12 protein-coding genes and 1 pseudogene are annotated in these 21,818 nt (G+C 57.1%); 7 read left to right on the forward strand and 6 right to left on the reverse strand.

Annotation, left to right across the window (positions count from 1 at the left end; genetic code table 11):
• Window positions 1-64: 64 nt before the first annotated feature.
• The 5 genes and pseudogenes from guaA to AC07N8_RS25640 all read left to right on the forward strand — a co-directional run bounded on the left by guaA (window position 65) and on the right by AC07N8_RS25640 (window position 11,156).
• Window positions 65-1,642: a glutamine-hydrolyzing GMP synthase gene (gene guaA / locus AC07N8_RS25620; RefSeq protein WP_123435011.1), complete on the forward strand. Its 1,578-nt coding sequence runs from the start codon at window positions 65-67 to the stop codon at window positions 1,640-1,642.
• A 90-nt stretch (window positions 1,643-1,732) separates the two neighbouring features.
• Window positions 1,733-2,027, forward strand: a pseudogene (locus AC07N8_RS25625) (tyrosine-type recombinase/integrase); the annotation flags it as partial.
• Between the two features lie 404 nt (window positions 2,028-2,431).
• The gene (locus AC07N8_RS25630; RefSeq protein WP_493146364.1) at window positions 2,432-5,101 is read left to right on the forward strand and encodes a TrlF family AAA-like ATPase; all 2,670 of its coding nucleotides are present in this window, start codon (window positions 2,432-2,434) and stop codon (window positions 5,099-5,101) included.
• A complete protein-coding gene (locus tag AC07N8_RS25635; RefSeq protein ID WP_493146366.1) occupies window positions 5,083-6,252 on the forward strand; it encodes an RNA/DNA-binding domain-containing protein in 1,170 nt (389 codons plus the stop codon). The genes AC07N8_RS25630 and AC07N8_RS25635 overlap by 19 nt, the downstream gene beginning before the upstream one ends.
• A gap of 275 nt (window positions 6,253-6,527) precedes the next feature.
• Window positions 6,528-11,156 (forward strand): NACHT domain-containing protein, encoded by a 4,629-nt coding sequence (locus AC07N8_RS25640; protein WP_493146368.1) that lies wholly within the window; start codon window positions 6,528-6,530, stop codon window positions 11,154-11,156.
• A 338-nt stretch (window positions 11,157-11,494) separates the two neighbouring features.
• Here the strand turns inward: AC07N8_RS25640 and AC07N8_RS25645 are convergent, their stop codons facing one another.
• Window positions 11,495-13,612 (reverse strand): TerD family protein, encoded by a 2,118-nt coding sequence (locus AC07N8_RS25645; RefSeq protein ID WP_493146370.1) that lies wholly within the window; start codon window positions 13,610-13,612, stop codon window positions 11,495-11,497.
• A gap of 434 nt (window positions 13,613-14,046) precedes the next feature.
• Here AC07N8_RS25645 and AC07N8_RS25650 point away from each other — a divergent pair, with 434 nt between their 5' ends.
• Together AC07N8_RS25650 and tadA are read left to right on the forward strand one after the other, a co-directional pair.
• Window positions 14,047-15,423, forward strand: a complete 1,377-nt coding sequence (locus AC07N8_RS25650) for a multicopper oxidase family protein (protein WP_493146372.1) — start codon at window positions 14,047-14,049, stop codon at window positions 15,421-15,423.
• Window positions 15,423-15,920 carry a tRNA adenosine(34) deaminase TadA gene (gene tadA, locus AC07N8_RS25655; protein ID WP_493146374.1) on the forward strand — a complete coding sequence of 166 codons (498 nt, stop codon included), beginning with the start codon at window positions 15,423-15,425 and terminating at the stop codon, window positions 15,918-15,920. Before AC07N8_RS25650 ends, tadA begins: the two co-directional genes overlap by 1 nt.
• A gap of 131 nt (window positions 15,921-16,051) precedes the next feature.
• On the opposite strand, the gene cmoB is transcribed toward tadA, so the two are convergent.
• The 5 genes from cmoB to lon all read right to left on the reverse strand — a co-directional run bounded on the left by cmoB (window position 16,052) and on the right by lon (window position 21,588).
• Window positions 16,052-17,008 (reverse strand): tRNA 5-methoxyuridine(34)/uridine 5-oxyacetic acid(34) synthase CmoB, encoded by a 957-nt coding sequence (gene cmoB / locus AC07N8_RS25660; protein WP_493146376.1) that lies wholly within the window; start codon window positions 17,006-17,008, stop codon window positions 16,052-16,054.
• Window positions 17,005-17,784: a carboxy-S-adenosyl-L-methionine synthase CmoA gene (gene cmoA / locus AC07N8_RS25665; protein ID WP_493146378.1), complete on the reverse strand. Its 780-nt coding sequence runs from the start codon at window positions 17,782-17,784 to the stop codon at window positions 17,005-17,007. Before cmoA ends, cmoB begins: the two co-directional genes overlap by 4 nt.
• Before the next feature lie 169 nt (window positions 17,785-17,953).
• The gene (locus AC07N8_RS25670) at window positions 17,954-18,589 is read right to left on the reverse strand and encodes a lysoplasmalogenase (protein ID WP_483842919.1); all 636 of its coding nucleotides are present in this window, start codon (window positions 18,587-18,589) and stop codon (window positions 17,954-17,956) included.
• Window positions 18,590-18,591: 2 nt separating this feature from the next.
• Window positions 18,592-18,984 carry a protease inhibitor I42 family protein gene (locus AC07N8_RS25675; protein WP_483842920.1) on the reverse strand — a complete coding sequence of 131 codons (393 nt, stop codon included), beginning with the start codon at window positions 18,982-18,984 and terminating at the stop codon, window positions 18,592-18,594.
• Between the two features lie 186 nt (window positions 18,985-19,170).
• A complete protein-coding gene (lon, locus tag AC07N8_RS25680; protein WP_123435002.1) occupies window positions 19,171-21,588 on the reverse strand; it encodes an endopeptidase La in 2,418 nt (805 codons plus the stop codon).
• Window positions 21,589-21,818: the final 230 nt, after the last annotated feature.

Raw genomic sequence — 21,818 nt, forward strand, 5'->3', positions numbered from 1 at the left:
TTATTCAGCCCCGAGTTGTTTCTGAATCACGACTGTTTCTGAATTACTTAGACGAGACTGAATCATGGCCCTCGACATTCACGCCCACCGCATCCTGATCCTCGACTTCGGTTCCCAGTACACCCAGTTGATTGCCCGCCGCGTGCGTGAAATCGGTGTGTACTGCGAACTGCATCCGTTCGACATGGACGACGAAGCGATCCGCGAATTCGCTCCAAAAGGCGTCATTCTCGCCGGCGGCCCCGAGTCCGTGCACGTCGCTGACAGCCCGCGCTGCCCGCAAGCGGTGTTTGACCTGGGCGTACCGGTCTTCGGTATCTGCTACGGCATGCAGACCATGGCTGAACAGCTGGGTGGCAAGGTCGAAGGTTCCGAACTGCGTGAGTTCGGTTACGCTCGCGTTGACGTGGTCGGCAAGAGCCGCCTGCTCGACGGCATCGAAGACCACATCGACGCCGACGGCCTGTTCGGCCTCGACGTGTGGATGAGCCATGGTGACAAGGTCACCAAGATGCCGCAGGACTTCCACATCCTCGCCAGCACCCCGAGCTGCCCGATTGCGGGCATGTTCAACGACGCTCGCGGCTACTACGGCGTGCAGTTCCACCCGGAAGTGACCCACACCAAGCAGGGCGGTCGCATCCTGTCGCGCTTCATCCTCGATATCTGCGGCTGCGAAGCCCTGTGGACGCCTTCGAAGATTGCTGAAGACGCCATTGCCAACATTCGCGCCCAGGTCGGCACCGACAACGTACTGCTCGGCCTGTCCGGCGGCGTTGACTCCTCGGTAGTTGCCGCGCTGCTGCACAAAGCCATTGGCGACCAGCTGACCTGCGTCTTCGTCGACAACGGCCTGCTGCGTCTGCACGAAGGCGAGCAAGTGATGGCCATGTTCGCCGAGAACATGGGTGTCAAGGTGATCCGCGCCAACGCCGAAGATCAGTTCCTGGACAACCTGGCTGGCGAAAGCGACCCAGAGAAGAAACGCAAGATCATCGGCCGTACCTTCATCGACGTATTCGATGCCCAGTCGAACAAACTGGACAACATCAAGTACCTCGCCCAAGGCACCATCTACCCGGACGTGATCGAGTCGGCTGGCGCCAAGAGCGGCAAGGCTCACGTGATCAAGTCGCACCACAACGTGGGCGGCCTGCCGGAAGAGATGAACCTGAAACTGGTCGAGCCACTGCGCGAACTGTTCAAGGACGAAGTCCGTCGTCTGGGCCTGGAACTCGGCCTGCCGTACGACATGGTCTACCGTCACCCGTTCCCGGGTCCGGGCCTGGGCGTGCGCATCCTCGGTGAAGTGAAGAAGGAATACGCCGACCTGCTGCGTCGTGCCGACCACATCTTCATCGAAGAACTGCGCAAGGCCGACTGGTACCACAAGGTCAGCCAGGCCTTCGTGGTGTTCCAGCCAGTGAAATCGGTTGGCGTTGTAGGCGATGGCCGTCGTTACGCCTGGGTCGTTGCCCTGCGTGCCGTGGAAACCATCGACTTCATGACCGCGCGTTGGGCGCACCTGCCTTACGAACTGCTGGAAACCGTTTCCGGCCGCATCATCAATGAAATCGAAGGCATCTCCCGCGTCACTTACGACGTGTCGAGCAAGCCGCCTGCGACGATTGAGTGGGAGTGATTGGACGTCCGGCACTGACCGGCACCAACTAGCAATAAAATGCCCTTAAGCCTGCGTAAATGCGGGCTTTTTGGTTTTTGGGGCTGGCAGATGATGTATCGGTACATGGATCGCATCGGAACTGCATCATCGGTGCGAGTTGCTGCTAAGGCTAAGCTGCTGTGGCCCACTATGGTGCGGAGAAGTTAGCTGACCAACGTAAGCTGGAGGGAAATCCATTCAAGCGAGGCGGCGAAAACCCCATTTGGTGTTTTTGTCTAGGAGAACCTAGGAAATCTTCATTGCTCTGAAGACCTTTGCCGGTGGATCAGGCTACGTGTTGCCCTCACGCTACGACCCAGGCTTGCTCATGAGTGCAGCAACGATCAACCTAGTGCTGACTCTCAGATCGCACGGAGCATGCACCTGCTGTGTTCAAAAAACGGTGGTTTACTGAACACCGGTTACTGCGCGTCATGTACCTGCTAGAAACGTGCTGGACCTGTTAAAGTTCTTATCTTTTTTCAACGGCTGGCAATGGTCAATGAGTTAACGGGGTGGCGACGCTGATTCGTGAGCGGATGTGAGCAGGCTTGGTCGCGGCAAGGGCGCGCGGTCGTGCCGTTGGACGTAAGCCGAAGCTAGATGCACGATAAATCTGGGAGATCAAGTGTGTGATGTCTGACCCGACTATTAAGGACGAACAAATCGCAGATCGCTATCTATAAAATCTCACGGACAACTATTTATAAGGTGGCCCCCCGCAACGCTGTGGCGCAAGATCGCGGGACCGTCAGTATATGAGGAGCGATGATGCTAAGTCTGCCACCAAATCAGTCAGGGATTCGATCCGTTGTCTTCGCAGAAGGGGCGCAGTGGGTTCGAGCAGACTTTCATCTGCACACTCGAGCAGACCGCGAATTCAATTATACGGGCGACGACAACTTCTATAACAGTAACTATGTGGATGCTTTGGAGAAAGCGAACATTCGGTTGGGCGTTATCACAAATCACAACAAGTTTGACTTTGATGAGTTCAAAGCGCTGCGCAAGACAGCCCAGAAGAAGAGTATTGCGCTGTTGCCGGGCGTCGAGTTGTCGGTCAACGACGGGGCCAATGGCATCCACACGCTTGTTGTGTTCTCAGACGAATGGATTGATGAGCACGACTACATCAACCCTTTCCTGACAAGCGCATTCGAAGGCAAAACGCCCGCGCAGTACGAGCAGGAGAACGGCCGTTCCTCCTGGTCACTTCTAGAGACGATCAAGAAGCTGGAAAGTTATCACCGCGACTTCTTTCTCGTCTTCGCCCATGTCGAAGCACCGAGTGGTTTGTGGGCGGAGCTGGATGGCGGCCGACTCACTGATTTGGGGCAAAACGAATTCTTCCGGCGCAGAACGTTGGCATTTCAGAAGGTTCGTACGCACGACGGTGCAGGTAAAGACAAACCTTGCCGTACTAAGATTCAAAGCTGGCTGCAAAGCTGGTACCCCGCCGAACTCGAAGGCAGCGACCCCAAGTGTATCGATGAAATTGGTAGGGGCAAAAACAGCTATCTGAAGCTGGGTGAGTTGTCCTTCGGGGCGGTGAAGTTTGCTTTGGGCGATCCCGCTGCGCGAGTGGCGACGGAACAGCCCAAACATCAGGCGTCGCACATTCGCAGCATCCACTTCGACGGTGGCATCCTCGACAGGCAGACGCTGTACTTCTCCTCCGAACTCAACACGCTCATTGGAATCCGGGGCAGTGGCAAGTCGTCCATCCTTGAGGCAGTGTGCTACGCCCTCGACATTCCAAGGGGCGAAAAAGCGCAGGACACCAAGTATAAGGATGAGTTGATCCGCCACACCCTCGGCAGCGGCGGCAAAGTGACGCTGACTGCCTGCGATATATACGGGCAGGAGTTCACCATCTCCCGCATCTTCCGCGAAGCGCCGAATGTTTATCTGGATGGCAAGTTGCAGCCTGGCGTATCGATCCGGGAGACCGTACTGCGTCGCCCGATCTACTTCGGACAGAAGGATCTCTCCAGCACCGGCGAAGGCTTTGAGACCGATCTGGTAGAAAAGCTGGTTGGCGAGAAGCTTAGGATGTTGCGCGAAGAAATCGAAACTCAACGTCAGCGTGTGCGCGAAGCTGCCCAGCGCTGGCTCAAACTCAGCAATATCGCCGAACTCAAGCGTGACTTCGATACCCAACTCAACGATGCCAACTTCCGTTTGAGCAAGTTTGCGGAGTACGGTGTCGCCAATAAGCTCCAAAAGCGTCTGGGCTTCCAGCAGGATGCAACTGCGCTCGCGCGCATGGAGGAGCGGGCAGACAACTTCATCCTCGCCTTGGGCGGCGTGATCGCCGAGCACGAAGACGAGTTGCGCAACGCGACGAGCTACGTGTCCAAGCAGAACCCCGACTTCTTCGCGGCTTACTACGCCGAATTTTCTAACCTCGTTGCCAAGGTCGATCAGCTCAAGCAGATCGAGCAGGAGGTGCGCGCTATTGCGGCTCGCCTCAAGACCAAGCAGGGAGAATTTGAGGGGGCAAGCAAAAGCCTTCAGGAGGAATTCGCACAAGTCGAGCGGCAACTGGCCCAGGAACTCAAGCAAACCGGCATGACCGCCATCCAGCCGGACGATTTCCTGGCCCAGCAACAGCGCAAAACCAAGGCGGAGCAAATGCTGGATGCGCTGGTCAAGCAGGAATCACAGCAGACCAGTATTCGCGATACCTTGTTTGCCGAAATCGACAAGCTCAATGAACTTTGGCTGCGCGAATTCAACACCATAAAGGCGGAGCTGGACCGTGTGAACGCTGGCCACACTGCCTTGCAGATTGAGGCTGACTTCAAAGGCGATAAGGAAGCAGCCATCAGCTTCATGCAGCAGCTTTTCAAGGGCAGCAATATCCGAGAAACCACCCTGCGGGCGATCATGGAGGACTACGCCGATTTCGGTGGGCTCCTGCGTGCCCTACCGGGGGCTTTGTCCAAGGCAGGCAGCACCCCCGAGGTCTTCGAGAGGACCTTCATGCAAAACCTGGCCGAGTTCGTTACCAGGCAGGTACCCAACCGCTTCGTGATCCGCTATCGCGGCAAGGAGCTGAAACACCATTCGCTCGGGCAGCGTGCCTCCGCGCTGCTGCTGTATGTGCTTAGCCAACGGCAGAACGACGTGATAATCATCGACCAGCCGGAAGACGATCTGGACAATCAGACCATCTATGACGATGTGATCAAGCTGCTGCGTGAGATGAAGCCTCACGCCCAATTCATCTTCGCCACCCACAATGCCAATTTCCCGGTGCTGGGTGACGCCGAACAGGTGCTGGCCTGCCAGTACCAGGATGAGAAGGTTGCCACAAAAAGCGGCAGCATTGACGCCCGTCCGGTGCAGGAGGCCATCATCAACATCATGGAAGGAGGCCAGGAAGCCTTCAACCGTCGCAAAGAGGTTTACAACCTATGGAAACCACAGAGCTGATCGACCTCGTCTCAAGGGGCGAGGACAGCCGCCAGCAGTTCAAGGCTGACATGACCAATGCCGATGGTTTGGCGGCCGAGATTGTCGCCTTCAGCAACACGTTAGGTGGGCGCATATTCATTGGAGTGAATGATGATGGCTCGGTGCGCGGCCTGTCCGGCGCCGACTTGGCTCGCCTCAATCAACTTGTCGCCAATGCGGCTTCTCAGAACGTCCGCCCCGCTGTAAATCCGTTGACTGATAACGTGCCGCACCCAAATGGCACAGTGATGGTGGTCTCTATTCCTGAAGGCATCAGCAAGCCCTACATGGATAGAAACGGTGCTATCTGGGTAAAGAACGGCTCAGACAAGCGCCGTGCAACCTCTCGCGAGGAGCTTCAGCGCCTGTTCCAGCAGGCCGGTTTGGTACATGCAGACGAGACTCCCGTTGCGGGCCTGAGCGCGGGCGATGTGGACCTGCCCTATTTCGGAGCCTTCTTCGAGCAGCAATTTGGCGAGCCGCTTGCCGGGCATAATCAGCCAATGCCGCAATTGCTGACCAACATGAATTTGATGAGCCAAGGTCAGCTGAATGTGGCTGGTAGCCTGCTGTTTGCCAGGACGCCGCAATACTCGTTGCCTGCATTCATCGTCAAGTCTGTCGCCTTTGTCGGTACCCAGATAGAGGACGATCGCTACATCGACAGCCGCGACATTACTGGAAAGTTGGCTGATGTGTTCCAGCAGACGCTGGGATTCATCATTGCTAACACTCGCGCCACGCAAGGCGAGCAAGGATTCAACTCCCAAGGTCAGGCTGAAATTCCACGCGTCGTATGGGAAGAGTTGGTCGCCAACGCTTTAATCCATCGTGACTACTTCATCAGCGCCCCAGTGCGCATACTGGTCTTTGCGGATCGCGTCGAGATCATCAGCCCTGGACACCTCCCCAACAACCTAACCATAGAAAATATCAAGGCCGGCAATTCCAATATGCGCAATCCAATTCTGGCTTCGTTCGCCACTAAGCTCTTACCATATCGGGGTTTGGGAAGCGGTCTACTGCGAACCCTGCGGGCATGGCCTCAGATCGAACTCATTGATGATCGTAGCGGTAATCTGTTTAAGGCCATCGTGATGCGGCCCAATGTACCGGAGGCGGCGCAGTGATCTGCTCCGGATGACGGGCGTGCTGGATGATTGATTTTTTTATGGCATTTTTCATGGTTTTTGGCGATTCGTATCTACAGAAATGCCGTTCCTACTGACTTTTTTATTCGTTGATAATTGAGTAGGAGTGAGCCCACAGCACGGTATGAAAGAGCCGGTTTTTGCCGGTTTTTTCATGCCCGAGCGAATGGATTATTCTCGCTATTGAAAGAGCCGCATTGTCTTGGTGGCAGCTCTCTGTCGGTAGCTGGTATCGTCAAACATGGAAGACCAGAATGAAACTCCTCACAGATGATGAGATTAACGTTGCATACGCTCACGTCGAAGCCGTAGACGAAGGGCGCGTGGGACCAGATAGAGCAAATTATCTTGCGTTAACGGACGCTGATTTTGAACTCCTCCTGTACAGCATCTATAGAGGGCGTGCGTCTGATTTGCCGTGGTACAGCAATGCTCGTTTGATGGTCACAGGAGCTGACCAAGGGCGGGATGTTTGGCTCACGAAGGATGAGCGGCCGGTTGGGCTTATTCAGTGCAAAAAGGTTAAAGCTGGTTTCACTCGGCCGGACACGCTCCGTGAGGTAATCAAGTTCCTTCTAAATGTCGTGCTTGAGCCGGCGCTTATGCCGGACCCGACCGATTTCCGCTTTATTCTTGCCCTTGCTTCGGATCCTGCAAGTACAGCAACCGATTTTTTTGACACGTCACAGACTTGGCTAACTGCCAATGAAGCAGAGCTTTTAGGTCTGGTTACCGACGTCATTAAAAAGTATGAGGCATTCTCGACACTTAAGATCGAGGCTGTTATGCCAGGCATCAGTACGGCCCTCAAAAGTCTGAAATATGAGCTTATTAGGCCAGTCGACCTCGATGCGTTACTGGAACGCATTCCTGCTGTCCGTCAGCGGTTTTTCAAAGTTCAACTTGTCGTGGCTCTGGAGGATGCCGAGGCCATGATTGAGGCTCGGTTCGCTGCAGTCGGCTTGGTTTCAAAGAGCACAACGACATTTACCAGAGATGATGTTGAGGATGACATTACGCGCGGGTCACGCGGTCTGGCTGACTGGCCTCAAATGATTTGGGGACAGCATATAGAACGACCAGAGTTCGACGATCTGATCCAGCGGATCAGTCGGCATCCTGCAGGCTCCACGCTGGTCGTAGGAGGAGCAGGAACTGGGAAGTCAGCACTTCTCGCTGAGCTGTATTGTGCCCTCAAAGCTCGCGGCCAAATTGTGCTGGCGATAAAGGCCGACATGCTTAGCCCAGATATTATGGACTTCGCCGATCTCGCTCGCGATCTTGGCATGTCAGGTGATATCGAGCAGGAACTTCTCCTGCTAGCGGCTGAAGGTCCGGTTGTACTAATCATCGATCAGCTTGACGCTGTCAGTGAAGTGATGGACCAGAGTTCACAGCGCATGCAGGTCTTGCTTCGCCTTGCGTCTCGGCTTCAGGAAGTAAAAGGTCAAGAGGACAATAAACTTCCCATCCATGTCATCGTTTCTTCTCGACCATTTGAGGCGAAGTTCGACGCTCGATTTAGGTTGCTTGATGCGGATGAGTTACTACTTACCCTGCCTGCGTTCGAGCGGATTTCCGCGCTGCTCGGTGAGCTCGGTATCGACGCCACGGTGGTGCCGGATAGCCTCAAAGAGACGCTACGTACTCCATTTGCTCTAGGTATATACGTCGATCTTGTCAAATCTGGCTTGAACCCCGCAGATCTGACAGCAGCAAATTTGCTTGATCGATGGCTCGACAAGAAACTACCCGCAGGGGCAGGACGGGTTTCGTGTATGGCGTTCTTGCGTCAGCTTGCAGCCGACATGACACAGTATGAGAGCCTCTGGCGGCCAGCGGCTCACTATGACCCGGACTACAGCGAGATGCTGCGTTGGGCCGAGTCGATTGGCATCGTTATTCGCGAGGATGCCAACATCGGCTTTAGTCATCAGTCGTGGCTCGATGATTTCCAGGCTAAGACGCTTCGAACCGCAGAAGAGTTGGCTGATTACGCTTGGAGTCGCCAGGAAGGGTTGTTTGCGCGGGGCACAATATTGCGCGGCCTTGAGCATATGCGTCGGGTTGATGTGCCTTCCTACGAGATGGCTATTCGCTTGTTGCTACCAAACCCCAGGACGCGCAGACATTTGCGCCATCTTGTGGCCGATTATTTAGCGAGTACTGATGATCCAGGCTTAAGTGATATTGCTTGGGTAGACTGGATGGCACGAAACGATCATGCACTTGCGAATCGGGCATTCAGGCAGGTAGCGATAAGATGGCCGCGCTGGAGATCAGGGCTGCTGGCGCTCCTACCTTTTCTTCTGCAGGACGAAAAGCATCGCTGGAATGCGACCATGCTGCTCGTTCGAGAGGTTGCGGAGGACTCGAGCCACGTTATGGATCTGGTCGACCGCTATTGGTCGGATGCTTCGAATGACGGAGACGTGTTTAGTATCTGCGAACGCTCTGGTATTGCGTCCGATCGTGCAATCGCCCATGTCCGTAAGATATTCAGTCGAACGGCGCTGGCAGATTGGGCGATATCCCATTACGCCAAAACTTTGCATGAGAACGGTAATACCCGCGTTGCTTTAGATCTCATCTCATTTTGGGCTGAGACACAGACCGGGGATCGGTACAACGGCATCAAGGTTTATGGTGTTGAAAAGATTGCCGCAGCCGCACCGTTATATTGTGCCGAACGGCTCCTGCCTTGGTTTGTCGGGGTGGCATCACGAGAGGTTGGCGATGGACGGCCTGGGCATAGGTATCCGCAGTCGATATCTATTCCATACGATTGGAAATATGACTCTGGCGAGGGCCATTTGATGCAGCTTCTGCAGAGTGTGCTCGAAGAGTCTGTAGTTTCTGACCCGGTAGGCGTGCGCACCTTGCTTGCTACTGTTGTAGCTGTAGAAATTGACGAGGTTCAGTCGCTAGTTGCCGACACTTTGGCGGCGAATCCGGCACTTTTTAATGAGTATGCGCTCTCTTTCCTTTTCGCAGATCAGCGACGCCTTCATCTAGGTAGTGACATGTTCGACGATGAAAGAGGTATTGGTCACATGATCTGTGGCTGGTCATCAAGCAATTTGATCGCCCAAGTCATTCCTCACCTCTCCCACGATGATATCGAGAGGATTCGCGACTATATCGAGTCTTGGGAGCCTTGGAGGGAGGAATTACAGGAAGAGCAAGATCCCGCTCAGAGACTGATGTTACTGCGTTGGTCTGATGAGCGGCGATTGCGTTTGCTTGCCGAGCTACCAGTACAAGTGCTGACGGCTCGGCGTCGTAGGCAAGTTGAGGAGTGGAAGGTCGAGCAGCCCCTACCGCAGGTAAAGCACCGAGGCCGGAGGCTGGCGCGGTTCGTTGAGTCCCCCATGAGCCATGATCAGATGGCAAGGGCAAATGACGACGCGATAATCAAAATGCTCAACGCAGTCAACGACAAAGCTGGTCGCCATGAGAATCCGAAACATTGGCTAAAGGGCGGTGTTATTGAGTTGTCTCGGGCTTTTGCCGCATTTGCGAAATCGTTTCCAGATCGTGCTCTTCGTATCATTCCGTTTCTCCAATCTGGTCTGCACGAGCAGGTAGCGGGCGCAGCTATTCAAGAGTTGTCAGCGATCGAAGAGGTAAGCGCCCAGACTACTAAGGCGTTGGTTTGGGATCTTCATGCCCGTGGCTTCTCTTCGCGCGATTTCTACCAGGATGCTGCCAGTGCTATGGCGAAGCTCGCAAAGCGTATGAAGGGGGTTGAGGATCGCGACATCATGCTCCTCCGGAGCTGGCTGCAACGTGATCCCAATGTTTTGGTCGCTGAAACAGCGCGTCATGCCGAGCAAAACAGATCCAATCGCGAACGGAATGAGAAACCAGATCGACGCCCTGAGGCCATGCTGTTTGGCCGAGGCGGTGGAATGCACTCTCTCCCTCAGCGCAATTTCACGCTGCTATCAGCGATCGCCGCAGGATATGTCCATCGTGACGGCGTGGATTGTGATGGTTGGCTCGCGGAGTTAGAGCACCATGTTACTCATCCTGAAGATCCCGAAGTTTGGAGTGGGATCCTAATGTTCAGGTCGCATGAGCTCTGGTGGGCGGACGCCGCAAGAGTGGGCGAACTGATTGAGGCGATCTGGCGAAGATTTCCTGCAGCGTTTGAAGATGCTGCAGTAGTCCAATCTTTGTGGCGCCTGCGCCTGCGCGTTCGCATGCGTATGGGCCTACAGCAGGAGATAGTCAATTTCTGGCTCAGACACAGCGATCATAAACTCAGACAGATTGGTGGTGAGTTCGCTGCTGCTAGCGTGATTGTTGATAGCGCTGCTTCTGGTGAGGTGGGCGATCTAGTCGCAGCGGTGATGGCAGGGAGTGATGTTTTTGCCAGGTGTGGCGTGTTATTTGCGGCTGCTGCGGGATGGAGCGAACCTGATCGAGATATTCGAAATCGCTCGCACGCCTACCTCATTGCGGTCGTCAGTATTGTCAGAGGATTCGAGGCTCATGCTCTATCTACAGCTGTTGATCGTGGCGAGCGATTGCCTCCTGACGAGATGACGCGATCCCTGCTGGCTTCTGTTGCAGGAAATATTGATCTGCTCAAAGAGTCGATGGGGCTGCTATTTGTACGTTCGCTTCAGCATCTGCTGCTATATCCTGGCTTTGAAATGCTGGTGCTTGAAATCGCAGAGGCTGCAACTGAGCTTGCACGTATATCACCAGAAAGAACCGTTGGAGGGATGTACGACGGCGAATTTATAGGGCTTGTGATTGCACTTCAGCGTTCACCAATAGAGATCAAAACTCGTGCGATGACGGTCTATGAGCGCCTGCTTGACGCTGAGGTTAATGGTGCAGAGGACGCTGCAGCATTTGCGTTGCGCCGGTGAGCGGCCAAGCCGGCGCCGTTGAGGGCGCAGTATCCTAGCGATAAAAGCCCTTGAGAGGGATTTTGATTCTGTATGGTTTTTTTCATGATTTTAAAATTATAGGTGTCTTTAAGACCTATAAATTACTGGTGTGAGCGCGTCTATTGATAATGGAGCGGGAGAGATTGGGCGTCCGGCCCTGACGGCCCCTGACTAGAGTGCAGCGCTAGATTCGAAGGAGCGCAGGAAGGGGTTTAGCCAATGCCAGTCAGTTTTGCTGACTGGCATTTTTGTTTCTGGGTGGAAGCTTCGAAGCAAGTGCTTCCGTTTTCAATGGATGGCAAAGGCTGGCGCAGATATTAGAGAAACTGTGATCGAATCAAGTCCGTATCGAACGGCGTTATTCCTTGGTCAGGTTTAAATACCACCTGTGCCTGCTGCGGCGAAGCCACTCGTTCCCCTCGTGCTCGAACATGTAAATCGAACAGAGTTTCCAAATCCGGCCGTGGTGTATGCACCAAAGCCCGCAGCATCAACGATATCCCACTGAGGTTGGTCCCAACGTTGTTCCATCGCGGAGATGACGTCAGTCCCAGGTCGGCCCAAATCATGCGTCGTTCCTGCAAGTCCATCACGAATGGCAGACAGATATCTGTGTCGGATGCGATATCGATACGGTCGAACACGGACCGCGGCTCGAATACTTCACCCGACGCCGTGTCGGCGCGGGCCATCCAGCCAGCGAAGCATTCTGGAAGATCGCAGTACGGCTGTTCGGTGAAAGAGTTGATAGATGTGACGACATAGCGGATACCCTTCTTCACGAGGACATCAATGTCGAGGTCGATGAACTCCGAAGCCCCATCGGGGGCGTCGACGATGTCGCCGCTGTGGTAGCCGCCGAAACCCCTCAGGTTGTAGTACGAGACCGTTTGTGTGAACACGAAGTTGGCATCGAAAAATGCGGCGGACAAGTCGATGTCCGTGCGTTCACGACCGTTCTTCCACCACAGGAACAGGCGAATGAAACGTGTGTCAGGCATAGGCAACCGACTACCCCGCACCAGCGTACGTAGCGATTTCGATGAAGCACGCTGTGCGAGCGGTACCCTGTATTCGCGTAATGCCGGATCGATGAAACAGCGGCCTAGTGGCGGCAGCGACGCAAAACGCATTACGAGGGCGTCCTCGCAGATTCGGGCTGCACGAGCCAACACTTCGGGTGTGAGAGGTTCGCGTCGATCCTTGATGCCATAGACTTTGGCAAATGCACCTTTCGGTGTGAAAGCACGCAGGGGCAGGGGGCGCGGAGCACGTACCTGGGCCAGCAATTGCAGCAGGACAGGTGAGGACACTTGGGTCGCAACAGCCTCAAACGCATCGAGAACCGACTCGGGTTCCGTCGCGCGGCGCAGGGTCACGTCCAGCCGTCGTGCGAACTCACCAGGACGGCTCTGCAGTATGGGTGTAAGCGTTGCGATGTGACGCTGGGCAAGCAATGTTTCGACACGTGATCCAAATGAAGCTGGCGCTTCGTTGCGACGCGCTGCCGTGATGGCGGCTAGCGCTCGTGGGTATTTATCGGCATAGTCGCCCGGATGCAGTACTTCAGCCAGGCGTTTCCAGCGCTCAGCATGTCGCATCACGTCTTCTGTAGCGTTGGGGATGTGGTCGAGCAGGCGCAACAGCAGACGGCGCATCGAGCGCTTCATAGCTATGAAACGTGTCGAAGCTGTCGTCAGTGACACGTCTCCTCCATTCAGTGCGACCGCGAGTCGTAGCACGTCAGTGGCCGTTTCGACGTTTCGCTCCAGGAATGCGTCCACCCGTGCATCGCTGCCTACATGCAGGATAAGTGCACCGCCAAGTTGTGCACGGATCTCCCGGAACGGGACGGCCTCAGGCAGCAGACGGAACACATCGCTTTTGTACTTTCGGACAAACCAGACGACATCGGCAGTTTCCTCTTCGGAGAGCGAGGTGCGCGATGAAACCAGCGGCTCGAGCAGTGACTCGAACTCAGAGACGCTTCCCGGTTCGATAACGCGGGATATGAAGTTGCCTTCAAGCATCGCAGGTCGAAAGTGTTCAGTCGGTGGCAAACGCCGAAGGGTGAGATAGTGTATGACGGCGTTAAGGTACAAATTCGCCTCTGAGGCCGTCAGAACCTGCTCCGGAAAGTCAGGATAAAACGGCCGGTGGTGCACATGAGCGCCAGTTTCCCGCCGAAGCACTCCGACAATGTCGCGCAACCAGTGCTTGAGTTCTGTCGCTGACAACATGCCGATTTGCTCAATCAGAGGCTCTGATAGTACGCATCGGAACGCCGCCACTTCCCGGACAGCCGACGCGACCTGAGCGCGCGTGGCCCCGCCAGTGCCCATCTGGACGTGAACTTTGGTACGGCGACGCAGGAACAGCTCCTGATTCATCCTTGATTTTCTCCGTTGTTCGCCGTCGTGGACGAACTGCAGCATCGTGTCTACAGCCGATGTAAAAACGCCTGCAAGAAGCAGGCGCGGTGTGGAGAGCGAAACCCCTAGATCATAGGAGGTTTAGAAGGAAGGTGTTCCATAGCCACGGAGGCATTCTACGTAAGGTTCTCTCTGTTTGTCAGGTTGCCGCGTATCTCAACGGTAACAAGCTGCTTCGCCAGAAGAATAGGGGGCTGATGAGCGACAAGTCGCTCGTCCATCGTCCAGACGAGTGGCGACGTTGTTGGCCAAGTGTTTTTACGCCATGCGGAGAAGGTGCGCTGGCTGCTCGATCAGTCCTCTTTTTGGAAAACACAGTGGACAATCTCCACACGTTTTTTCATCGAGTATTCCTTACTGTTTCTTATCTGCGGGTGTATCGTATTCGCCTTTTGCGGACCCACCAGTCCATCGCAGATGCAGAGGTAGTTGAGTTCATGTCGTTTACCCGTCGCCAAATCCTCGGTGGCCTGGCCGGTCTTGTTGTCGTTGGTGTCGGGGCGGGGGGCGCGTCGCGTTACTGGTTGGGCAAGATGGCCGACGCTGACGCAGGTCACGACTACGAGCTGATCGCAGCGCCGTTGGACGTCGAGCTGGTCGCGGGGCACAAGACCGAAGCCTGGGCATTCGGCCCGTCGGCACCGGGGACTGAGTTGCGGGTTCGCCAGGGCGAATGGCTGCGGGTGCGTTTCATCAATCACCTGCCTGTGGCGACCACCATTCACTGGCACGGCATCCGCGTGCCGCTGGAAATGGATGGCGTGCCGTACGTCTCGCAATTGCCGGTGCTGCCGGGTGAGTATTTCGATTACAAATTCCGCGTGCCCGATGCGGGCAGTTACTGGTATCACCCGCATGTGAACAGTAGCGAAGAACTCGGTCGCGGGCTGGTCGGTCCGCTGATCATCGAAGAGCGTGAGCCGACCGGTTTCAAGTACGAAAAAACCCTCAGCCTCAAGAGCTGGCACGTCGATGAGGAGGGCGCGTTCGTTGCGTTTAGCATTCCTCGTGAAGCGGCGCGTGGCGGTACGGCGGGACGTTTGTCGACCATCAATGGGGTCTCGCAAGCGATGATCGACTTGCCCGCCGGGCAGATTACCCGGGTGCGCGTGCTCAACCTCGATAACACCCTGACCTATCGACTCAACATCCCCGGCGTCGAAGCGCAGATCTATGCGCTGGACGGCAATCCCATTGAGCCGCGCCCGTTGGGCAAGGAATACTGGCTTGGCCCCGGCATGCGTATTTGCCTGGCGATCAAGGCGCCGCCGGCCGGTGAGGAATTGTCCCTGCGCAACGGCCCGGTTCGCCTGGGCACTTTGCGCTCAGTGGCGAATACCGACGCCCCGACACCATGGCCGCCAGCACTGCCTGCTAATCCGATCGCCGAGCCGGACCTGGCCAATGCCGAGAAACTCAACTTCAATTTCGAATGGGTGGGTTCGGTGTCGGTGAACGTCGATAACGGCAAACCGCCGAGCCTGTGGCAAATCAACGGCAAGGCCTGGGACATCACCGACAAAACCTGTGCCGACCGCCCGATTGCCAAGCTTGAGAAGGGCAAGAGCTACATTTTCGAATTGAAGAACATGACTCAGTATCAGCACCCGATTCACTTGCACGGCATGAGCTTCAAGGTCATTGCCTCGAACCGGCACAAGGTCATTCCGTACTTCACCGACACGTATCTGTTGGGCAAGAACGAGCGTGCGCAAGTGGCGTTGGTGGCGGATAACCCCGGCATCTGGATGTTCCACTGCCATGTGATCGATCACATGGAAACCGGCCTGATGGCCGCCATCGAGGTGGCGTGATGCGACAGATTCGTCCCGCTGCCATCATCGACCGCAGCCGTGATCGCGACTTCATGCGCGAAGCCCTGGCCCTGGCGGCTCAAGGCGCAGCGCTGGGTGAAGTGCCCGTGGGCGCGGTGCTGGTGCAGGACGGTGAAATCATCGGTCGCGGCTTCAACTGCCCGATCAGCGGCAACGACCCGAGCGCCCATGCCGAGATGGTCGCGATCCGCGCCGCCTCCCTGGCCGTGAGCAACTATCGCCTGCCGGGCAGCACGCTGTATGTGACGCTGGAGCCGTGCAGCATGTGCGCCGGGCTGATCGTGCATTCGCGGATTGCGCGGGTGGTGTATGGCGCGCTGGAGCCCAAGGCGGGGATTGTGCAGAGTCAGGGGCAGTTCTTTACCCAAGGGTTTTTGAATCACCGGGTGTTGTTTGAGGGCGGGGTGTTGGCGGAGGAATGCGGGGCGGTGCTGAGTGAGTTTTTCAAGGCCCGTCGCGCGAAACCTACTGAATAAACACCGGCCCTTGTGGGAGCGAGCCTGCTCGCGAAAGCGGTATGTCAGTCACATCAATGCTGGATGTGCCGCCGTCTTCGCGAGCAGGCTCGCTCCCACAGTTGATCTCCATTGGTAGTGAGATCGGGGGATTACTTGCGGGCCACGATCACCGCACGCATCGGCGCTGGCAGCCCTTCAATAGTCTTGCTGTGATCGTCCGGGTCCAGGAAGTCACTCAGCGACTGGTACTTCATCCACTCCGTCCCGCGCTGTTCCTCGACCGTGGTTACGCTCACATCCACGCAGCGCACATCCGTAAACCCGGCACGGCGCAACCACAACTCCAGCGCCGGCACCGACGGCAGGAACCACACGTTGCGCATCTGCGCGTAGCGGTCTTCCGGCACCAGCACCTGCTGCTGATCGCCTTCGATCACCAGCGTCTCCAGCACCAGTTCACCGCCCTTGACCAGGCAATCCTTCAGCGCCAGCAAATGCTCGATCGGCGAACGACGGTGATAGAACACACCCATGGAAAACACCGTATCAAAGCCTTCCAGCTCCGGCGGCAAGTCTTCGAACGGGAATGGCAGGTGCCAGGCGTTAGGTTCGGACAGGTAACGCTGCACGGCCTGGAACTGGCAGAAGAACAGCCAGTTAGGGTCAACGCCGATCACGCTGTCGGCACCGGCGCCGAGCATGCGCCACATGTAATAACCGTTGCCGCAGCCGACATCGAGGATGCGTTTGCCCTTCAGATCCAGGTGCGGTGCAACGCGCGACCACTTCCAGTCTGATCGCCATTCGGTGTCGACGTGCACACCAAACAAATCAAACGGCCCTTTGCGCCATGGCGACAACCCCATCAGCGCGGTACGCATCTGTGCGCGGGTTTCGTCGTCGCACTCAGTGTCCAGCATCAGGCCATTGAGCAAGTCGACGTCGCTTGGCTGGATCTTCGGCAATGCATCCAGCGCACTCTGCCAACGTTCCAGGTCGCCGTGACCCTTCTCCATTTTCTTGTCGAGTTGCGCTTGCAGGGTGTTGGCCCAGGCGGCCAGCGGTGTACCGGCCAGACGGCGGGCGAGGGGGGAGAGATCAATCATGGCAAGGCAATCAACGAGGCAAAGTTAAGACACTGGAACCACGGCACGACTTTCGAGAACCCGGCGGCCAGCAGGCGGTCGCGGTGTTCTTCAAGGCTGTCGGGCTTCATGACGTTTTCGATGGCGCTGCGCTTCTGGGCGATTTCCAGTTCGCTGTAGCCGTTGGCGCGCTTGAAGGCGACGTGCAGGTCGGTGAGCAGCGCGTGTTCTTCAGGGTCATTGAAACGCAGCTTCTCCGACAGGATCAGCGCGCCACCCGGCAACAACGACTGGCGGATACGCGACAGCAAAGCGGTGCGCTGGTCCGGGGCGATGAATTGCAGGGTGAAGTTCAGCGCCACCACCGAGGCCGGCTGAAACTCAAGGGCGAGGATGTCGCCCTCGATCACTTCAACGGGCAACAACTCCTGGAACATCGAGTCCTGGCCATTGAGGTATTCGCGGCAACGCTCGACCATCGCCGCGGAGTTATCCGCAGCGATCACGCGGCAACCGTCGGTGCGCACGTGCCGGCGCAGCGCCTGCGTCACAGCGCCCAGGGACGAACCAAGGTCGTAGAGCACACTGTTGGGCTGGGCGAATTGCGCGGCGAGCACGCCGAGGTTTTCCACGATGGTCGGATAACCCGGCACCGAGCGCTTGATCATGTCCGGGAACACCCGCACCACGTCCTCGTTAAAGGCGAAGTCAGGCACCTGGGCCAAAGGCTGGGCGAAAAGGCGATCGGATTCTTTGCTCACGGCGGTTCCAGCGGCATGGGTGGAAAAGGCCGGCATTTTAGCCAAATTGACGGGGGGATGCGCGGGTTGTCTGATAAACCGGCTGGAAGGGGTACTCGGGGAGCTGCATTGTCAGTAATGCCGCCTTCCCACAATGGATCTCGTCGAACTCAAATATTGCATTCACCGCAGATCAAATGTGGGAGCGAGCCTGCTCGCGAAGAATTCAGCGCGGTTTCTGGGTGAACGCTGACGCCGTAATCCCCCACTGCCCCAGCCAGTAACTGAGGATGATCACGTAGGGCGCCGCATCAAACGGCGCCACAAAGCGGCTGATACCAATCACGCTGTCGGAGAACACAAACGCCAGCGCGCCCGCCGCCGCCAGCAACGCCGAGCGTTTTGGCACATCAGTGCCCAAACGAGCCAGCGCCCGCCAGAGCATCGCGCTGATGGCCAGCCCATAAACAATCACCGGGATCAGCAACGGGCCGAGGCCGTGGGAAATCAGAATTCCCAACAATACCGCGCCAACGATCAAGGCGATCACCAAAGGCAACGCCGCCAACCGCCGGCAATCGCTCAAATAGGCTTTGAGATAAGCCAGATGCGCGACCAGAAACGCCCCGAGACCAAACACAAACAGATCCCCCGGCCACGCCAGCAGCACGTCGCCGAGCAGCGAAAAAATCAGCCCAAGGCTGATCCAGCGGCGATAGTCGCTGGGCGGCGCGTCATGCAACCAGCCGAGCAGGGCCAGCACCGGCAACGGTTTGACCAGCAGACAAAGCAACGTCGCGTGTACGCTCACGCCATACAGGAAGGTCACCGCGCCCATCAGCGCCAGAATCAGCCAGCCCACGATCAGTTAACCGAGATTGCGCAGTCGAAAGTTTCCACCGGCAACACTTCCGGGGCCCAGGGTTGTTGCGAGGTCAGGCGTAGACGTCCGGAGCCGGCGGTGAAGGCTTGAAAGCGCCAGGTCGAAAGACCGGCGCTGCCGACGATCCCTGCATCTTCCGGATTGGTGTACACCTCAGGGCTGAGGGCATGCAGCACACCACCGGCCGAATCCTGGATCGCCCAGCGGTAACCCGTGCTCGGGTTGCTCGGCAGGGTCAGGATCAGGTTTTGCCCGCTGTTGAGTTTCACCGGGCATTGGCTTTGTTTTTCCACGGTCACGTTTTGTTTCGGTTGCGTGGCGCAGGCGGCCAGCAAAGAAAGGGCGAGGGGGACAAACAAGCGAGTGGGGGACATAAGGTCAGCGGCTCCGGCGTTCACGACGAACGGCGAGCATAACTGAAGATGAGACAAAGTGTGACGGTGCAGAGTTGTCGGCCATGCCGACGCCTTCGCGAGCAGGCTCGCTCCCACAGGGGGCAGTGATCAACCTGTGGGAGCGAGCCTGCTCGCGAAAGCGGTGGGCCAGGCACTACATTCCAATCAGAACAATATCTTCGCCACATCCGCAAAACGCTTGGCGAAATGCACGGTGATCCCTTCCTTCAGGTAATCCGGCAGCTCCTCAAAACTGCCACGGTTAGGTTCCGGCAAGATCAACTCGAAGATCTTCTGCCGCCGCGCCGCAATCACCTTCTCGCGTACCCCGCCAATCGGCAGTACGTGCCCGGTCAACGTCAATTCGCCGGTCATGGCCACGCCTTTTTTCGGTGGCTGGTTGCGTGCGAGCGAGAGCAGGGCGCTGGCCATGGTCACGCCGGCGCTCGGGCCATCTTTCGGGGTGGCGCCTTCCGGGACATGCAGGTGGACGAAGGCTTCGTCGAAGAACTTCGGATCACCGCCAAACGACTTCAGATTCGAGCTGACGTAGCTGTAGGCGATTTCCGCCGACTCTTTCATCACATCACCCAGTTGACCGGTGAGTTTGAAGCCACGATTCAGCGTGTGGATCCGCGTCGCTTCAATCGGCAAGGTCGCGCCGCCCATGCTGGTCCAGGCCAGACCGGTGATAACGCCGGTGCCGGACAGCACTTGCTCGTTGCGGAAGACCGGATGACCGAGTGAGGCTTCAAGGTCCTTCGGCGCGATTTTGATCACCGCTTTCGGTTCGTCGATCAACTTCACCACGGCTTTGCGCACCAGTTTGCCCAGTTGTTTTTCCAACTGACGCACGCCGGCTTCACGGGCGTACCCGTCGATCAACGCTTTGAGGGCGCTGTCGCTGATGCTCAGGCTGCCTTTGGACACGCCGGCCTTTTCCAGCTGTTTGGGCCACAGGTGACGCTTGGCGATGGCGATTTTTTCTTCGGTGATGTAACCCGACAGGCGAATCACTTCCATCCGGTCGAGCAATGGGCCGGGGATCGAGTCCAGGGTGTTGGCGGTGCACACGAACAGCACTTTCGACAGGTCCAGGCGCAGGTCCAGGTAATGGTCGAGGAATTCGACGTTCTGTTCCGGGTCGAGGGTTTCCAGCAGCGCGGAGGCTGGGTCGCCTTGGTAGCTTTGACCCATCTTGTCGATCTCGTCGAGCATGATCACCGGGTTCATCACTTCGACGTCTTTCAACGCCTGCACGAGTTTGCCCGGTTGCGCACCGATGTAAGTGCGGCGGTGACCCTTGATCTCGGCTTCGTCGCGCATGCCGCCGAGGCTGAAACGGTAGAACGGCCGGCCGAGGGATTCGGCGATGGACTTGCCGACACTGGTTTTACCTACGCCCGGCGGGCCGACCAGCAACACGATGGAGCCGCTGATCTCGCCTTTGTAGGCACCGACCGCGAGGAATTCGAGGATGCGGTCCTTGATGTCGTCGAGGCCGGCGTGGTGCTTGTCGAGCACTTTGCGCGCGTGTTTGAGGTCGAGTTTGTCCTCGCCGTACACGCCCCACGGCACCGAGGTCGCCCAGTCGAGGTAGTTGCGGGTGACCGCGTACTCCGGCGAGCCGGTCTCGAGGATCGACAGTTTGTTCATTTCCTCTTCGATGCGTTTCTGCGCCTGCGGCGAGAGCACTTTGCCGGTCAGGCGTTGCTCGAACTGCTCGATGTCGGCGCTGCGGTCGTCCTTGGTCAGGCCCAGCTCTTGCTGGATGACCTTGAGTTGTTCCTTGAGGAAGAACTCGCGCTGATGCTCGCCGATCTTGCGGTTAACTTCGGCGGAAATCTCTTTTTGCAGGCGCGCAACTTCGACTTCCTTGCGCAGCATCGGCAGGACTTTTTCCATGCGCTTGAGCATGGGCACGCAGTCGAGCACTTCTTGCAGCTCGCCACCGGTGGCGGAAGTCAGGGCGGCGGCGAAGTCGGTCAGCGGCGACGGGTCGTTGGGGCTGAAGCGGTTGAGGTAGTTTTTCAGCTCTTCGCTGTACAGCGGGTTGAGCGGCAGCAGTTCCTTGATCGCGTTGATCAGCGCCATGCCATAGGCCTTGACCTCGTCGGTCGGCTCGGTCGGCTGGTGCGGGTATTCGACTTCCACCAGGTACGGTGGGCGATGGTGTTTGAGCCAGGTCTTGATGCGCACCCGGGTCAGGCCCTGGGCGACGAATTGCAGTTTGCCGTTTTCGCGGCTGGCGTGGTGGACCTTGACCAGCGTGCCGTACTCGGGGAGTGCGCCGGTGTTGAAATGGCGCGGGTCTTCCTGGGGCGTGTCCATGTAGAACAGGGCCAGGGAGTGGTGATCGGCTTTGCTGACCAGGTCGAGGGTTTCGGCCCACGGTTCTTCGTTGACGATGACCGGCAGGACTTGGGCCGGGAAGAACGGGCGGTTGTGGATCGGGATGATGTAGACCTTGTCCGGCAGGTTCTGGCCGGGCAGGGCGAGGCCTTTGCCGGTAGCGTGGTGTTCGATTTGCTCGGCTTCGTCGTACTCGCTCGGGTCTTCGGGGAATTCTTGCTGGTCGCTCATGGGGCACCTGCGCAATGGGGTATGGGTCTTAGATGGGGCAGGTGGGGGGTGGTTTCAATGGCTCCGGATATTTCAGAGTGTGTGTTCAGGGTTTGGACAGGTGCTGGTGACTTGGCGGCCTCTGGGCCGACCATGTTGTTGGTTTGGGTGTACATATCCGTTGCTGCGGTAACGGCTGCTTAGGGTTTCGCCCTTACGGCGACTCACTTTTTTTTTCAAACGCCAAAAAA

It is taken from the genome of Pseudomonas sp. GW821-FHT10C09, assembly GCF_059415465.1.

Bases quoted from the DNA above. Each gene is read 5' to 3' on its own strand.
- guaA (WP_123435011.1), top strand. From the start codon at position 65: ATGGCCCTCGACATTCACGCCCACCGCATCCTGATCCTCGACTTCGGT.
- AC07N8_RS25630 (WP_493146364.1), top strand. From the start codon at position 2,432: ATGATGCTAAGTCTGCCACCAAATCAGTCAGGGATTCGATCCGTTGTC.
- AC07N8_RS25635 (WP_493146366.1), top strand. From the start codon at position 5,083: ATGGAAACCACAGAGCTGATCGACCTCGTCTCAAGGGGCGAGGACAGC.
- AC07N8_RS25640 (WP_493146368.1), top strand. From the start codon at position 6,528: ATGAAACTCCTCACAGATGATGAGATTAACGTTGCATACGCTCACGTC.
- AC07N8_RS25645 (WP_493146370.1), bottom strand. From the start codon at position 13,612: ATGCTGCAGTTCGTCCACGACGGCGAACAACGGAGAAAATCAAGGATG.
- AC07N8_RS25650 (WP_493146372.1), top strand. From the start codon at position 14,047: ATGTCGTTTACCCGTCGCCAAATCCTCGGTGGCCTGGCCGGTCTTGTT.
- tadA (WP_493146374.1), top strand. From the start codon at position 15,423: ATGCGACAGATTCGTCCCGCTGCCATCATCGACCGCAGCCGTGATCGC.
- cmoB (WP_493146376.1), bottom strand. From the start codon at position 17,008: ATGATTGATCTCTCCCCCCTCGCCCGCCGTCTGGCCGGTACACCGCTG.
- cmoA (WP_493146378.1), bottom strand. From the start codon at position 17,784: ATGCCGGCCTTTTCCACCCATGCCGCTGGAACCGCCGTGAGCAAAGAA.
- AC07N8_RS25675 (WP_483842920.1), bottom strand. From the start codon at position 18,984: ATGTCCCCCACTCGCTTGTTTGTCCCCCTCGCCCTTTCTTTGCTGGCC.
- lon (WP_123435002.1), bottom strand. From the start codon at position 21,588: ATGAGCGACCAGCAAGAATTCCCCGAAGACCCGAGCGAGTACGACGAA.